The organism is Ignavibacteria bacterium (genome assembly GCA_025612375.1).
Lineage (GTDB): Bacteria > Bacteroidota > Ignavibacteria > Ignavibacteriales > SURF-24 > JAAXKN01.
The window spans coordinates 1-3,577 of sequence record JAAXKN010000093.1; the positions used below are offsets into that span (position 1 = coordinate 1).

Annotated in this window: 5 protein-coding genes; all 5 read right to left on the bottom strand. The window is 39.7% G+C overall.

Going from position 1 to position 3,577, the window contains the following annotated elements:
- Positions 1-6: 6 nt before the first annotated feature.
- The 5 genes from HF312_21310 to HF312_21330 all read right to left on the bottom strand — a co-directional run bounded on the left by HF312_21310 (position 7) and on the right by HF312_21330 (position 3,220).
- Positions 7-954 (bottom strand): HipA domain-containing protein, encoded by a 948-nt coding sequence (locus HF312_21310; GenBank protein ID MCU7522754.1) that lies wholly within the window; start codon positions 952-954, stop codon positions 7-9.
- 24 nt (positions 955-978) lie between these two features.
- Complete coding sequence (locus HF312_21315) at positions 979-1,293, bottom strand: phosphatidylinositol kinase (GenBank protein ID MCU7522755.1); 315 nt, start codon at positions 1,291-1,293, stop codon at positions 979-981.
- Positions 1,286-1,510, bottom strand: coding sequence for a helix-turn-helix transcriptional regulator (locus HF312_21320; protein ID MCU7522756.1), 225 nt, complete (start codon positions 1,508-1,510; stop codon positions 1,286-1,288). The genes HF312_21315 and HF312_21320 overlap by 8 nt, the downstream gene beginning before the upstream one ends.
- Positions 1,511-1,935: 425 nt before the next feature.
- Positions 1,936-2,271 carry a helix-turn-helix transcriptional regulator gene (locus HF312_21325; GenBank protein MCU7522757.1) on the bottom strand — a complete coding sequence of 112 codons (336 nt, stop codon included), beginning with the start codon at positions 2,269-2,271 and terminating at the stop codon, positions 1,936-1,938.
- Between the two features lie 628 nt (positions 2,272-2,899).
- Positions 2,900-3,220, bottom strand: coding sequence for a GYD domain-containing protein (locus HF312_21330; protein ID MCU7522758.1), 321 nt, complete (start codon positions 3,218-3,220; stop codon positions 2,900-2,902).
- Positions 3,221-3,577 lie beyond the last annotated feature (357 nt).

The window sequence follows — 3,577 nt, forward strand, 5'->3', positions numbered from 1 at the left end:
TCAGGTTTATAACCTTGCAAATCTTTCAAGAAGAAGTTCTTTGTATTTTTCTTTTAATCCGTCTGTCAAAAAGCTTTTGTCTACAAGTTTCAGCATTTCCTGCCTGCGGCTGAAGAAGTTTTCGTATGAATTGTCGCGCGCTTTGTCGTTTATCTGAAGTTTTTTCGCGAAATCGTCAAAATCCTTTTTCTTTAAATTGTTTTTCTTTCCGTTTAGCGTAAGCGCCAGTTCCTCTGTGTCTTCCGGTATCAGCAGCTTTGTTGACAAAAGGTCGTAAGCCGGGGAAAAAACTATCTCGTCATCTTCAGTCCTTAAAAGCGAAAAGTTCTTCAGGTGCATATCGGCATTGCCTGTCAGGAAAGAAAATACTGTAAGTTCAAACAAAGTCAAAAGATCTAATTGGGTGTTTGTGGAATATTTCCGAACTGCTTTTCCTATTCTTTCCATCGAGCTTTTATATTTTCTTTCAGTCAGAGTTTCAGTCAGCTGCGCCATATCTTCCATCTGAAGCTTTTGTCCTTTGATTCTGTCGAACCTTTTGGATATATAGGCCAGTTCCCCGGATTTGATTCGAATAAGGGAATGTTCAGCGGTTTTAATTTTTAAGAGTTCAGAAAGATGCATTGTCAGATCCTCGATCTCAGGCATCTGAGGATATTTCGGCACCGGGGGCTTAAGTATGTAACTTCCCCATAGTCCTACAATAGTGAATCTCTTCCCCTTTTTATTGCCAGCGGCCGACTCGGTATCAACAGAAAGCTTGGGCTGTACTCCGGTTACCGATTCATGCCGGCCTAAGACCTGGAGAGCCATTGCTTCAATATCTTTAAGTCCGAACTCTGCCAGTGGAGGAGTTTTAGATCCAAAAAATTTTCTGCTGCATTTTTCATGAAAATCGCCGGCTTCACCTTCAAGAGGATTGTAGCAGTACAGGCATTTTCTTTCTTCTGTCATCTGTTTTTATGGTTAATTTTCGTTTTATGGAATTATACTGACTGCTCCAATTGTATCTCTGCAGAAAGCAAGCAGCAGTGACATTCTATCTTTTGGATCTAGCTTCCAGTTTTCCCTGGCAATATCCAATAACCAGCCTTCGGGTATGAGGCCGTCGAAAAAGGGGAGCATAAGCGGACTTCTATAAGGCTCCTCTCTTAGTGGAAGGGTCAGACTTACAGGCTTTGCCCCGGGCAGCTTAAGATAACCGGGGGCGTACTGGAAACTGAATCCGTTTTCGTCTTCAGATATTATCCCTGCCAACACGTCCCTTAAATACACTTTCCCGGTCTTAGTCATCTGTTTCCTCATTGGATATTTTGGCCGGAGCGAGCTCGCTTCCGAAAAGCTCCAGAACCTGATTAACTCTGTCCATACGGAGCGTTTTCTTACCCTGCTCCAGATCCCTGACAAACCTTAGTCCTACACCCGCCTTTTTTGCAAGTTCAACCTGTGTAAGGTGGAATTTTTTCCGCTTTTCTCTCACGAAGTTTGATATTAAATTTCTCTTTTTCATCTTGGCTTTATAATTTCTGTCTCAATTTATATCTTTTCGGGTATAATTTCAATATATATTCTTAATAATATACCTTATCGGGTATATTTTACTGTCTGATTGATGAATTATACCATATCGGGTATAATAAGTGTCCGGACATTAATATTATACCCTAAAAGGTATAGAATGCAGATAGGCTGAATGTGTTCTATACAGTCCTCATAAGTATAGTATAATATAGAAAGTATGAGTTCTGGGGCTTTCTGGTGCACTCTGCGGGATTCGAACCCTCCCGACTGGTCAGATATATATATGTAAAGCTACATAAAAGAAGATTCTGCAAAAAAAATCCAGGCAGTTAATGCAGATTTTGAGAAGCCTTTGCTTCCGGGGTTCCCAAAAATTATCCTAAGCAGAAAACTTTGAGAGGATGGGTGTTATGGTCAATTTTTTATTTTTCTTGTCAGATCCTTCCCTGCGGTTTGGCGGGGCAATTGGGATTTCGAGCCGGTTGGTTTAAGCGGTATATTTATAATCTCCGCATCCAGAACGTTTTCTATTTTATCAATTGTTGATATTGTAAAATTATGGTCGCCGCTCAGCCATTTGCTTATTTCCGATTCGCTTTTATGGAGCATTTTTGCCAGGTCGCTTTGCTTAAGTCCCTTATCACTAAGAATCTCATCAATCCTGGCCGCAATCTTCATGGAGCGGCCGATAGATCTTTTAACTTCCCCGGGTACATTATTCAATATTTCTTCAAAAATTTTTCCGCTCATAACTCTTCCTTAAGATGTTTTCAATTTCTTCACTTATAAGTTAAGTATTAATCGAGCATTTTCCAATAACAATTTAGTTTCCCTTAAGGATATTAAATACGGACAAAATAAGCAACTCAGTACCTTTCAGGTTAGAAGGTAAGATGGGGTATGTACCTTGAAGGATTCGAACCATTCCGCCGCAGCGGACTGATTAAGAATCATGAAATGTTTAAAAAGGGTTAAGCGTCCCCCCGCCAACCTGGCCCCGGCCAGGAGCTGCATATTAAGGTCCGATGAATTGTAACGATCGGATGAATTCCCAATTATCCTTGTAAATTATGATGTTTTGTTTCATATCAAAAGAGTTCATCCATATATAACCACTGAATACATTTGTGTAAAGCATTATACAACCTTATGTGTCGTTCCTTCAGAACTCTTGGTGTATGGGGGGGAGGGGAACAAAACTATCCGAATCGTCTGGATCAGGGAACTCAATTTGTTCAAAATCCGCCACGTATTTTAAATAATCTTCGAATAAACGTCGGGTCTGATTTAAAATGATTTAAATATTATAATCCGGCAATAACAGAGGCCAAATAACCTCTGTCATTGCTTGTGAAATTTACCCTTTGCATCATGCCTTTTATTTGCCGGGAGCCCTGTATTTAATACGTTTTTTGGTCGCAGCATCAACTTCTTCCGGTGTAATAAGCGGGATAGTTTTAACACTAACCAGTCCTGAAGAATTCACTGCCATAGCAAATGCTGTTACAGTAGGAACGTCGGGCATATCAGCTACAACGAAAACATCCGTTTCTCCAAATGCGTAGTAAAATGATTCAAGGGTTCCGCCAGCTTCTTTAATAAAATTTTCAATATAGTTCTTCCTGCCCACACCTCCTTCTTTCATAATACCTTGAACTGCTTCAGGTTTTAATGATGCCATTAACATATATTTAGACATACATACCTCCTTCATAAAAAATTGAAAATTCAGTGATTTCATTTTTAATGTAAGAGTATTTATTCCTTTATCAATGAGGAATTTCTTTTGGCATGTACATAAAAATACACATGAAATGAGGCTGATAGTGCTGATTAAGAGTCAAATATGCGTTTAAAAAGAAAAAGCCCCAAAATTTTCAATTTTGAGGCTGTTGAGTCGTGCACTCTGCGGGATTCGAACCCTCCCGACTGGTCGGGATGATTAAGAGTCGGATTTAAAACTAAAAAACCTCAAAAACATTTTGTTTTCGAGGTCTCTAAGTGCACTCTGCGGGATTCGAACCCGCGACCTGCTGATTAAGAGTCAGAAACAAAG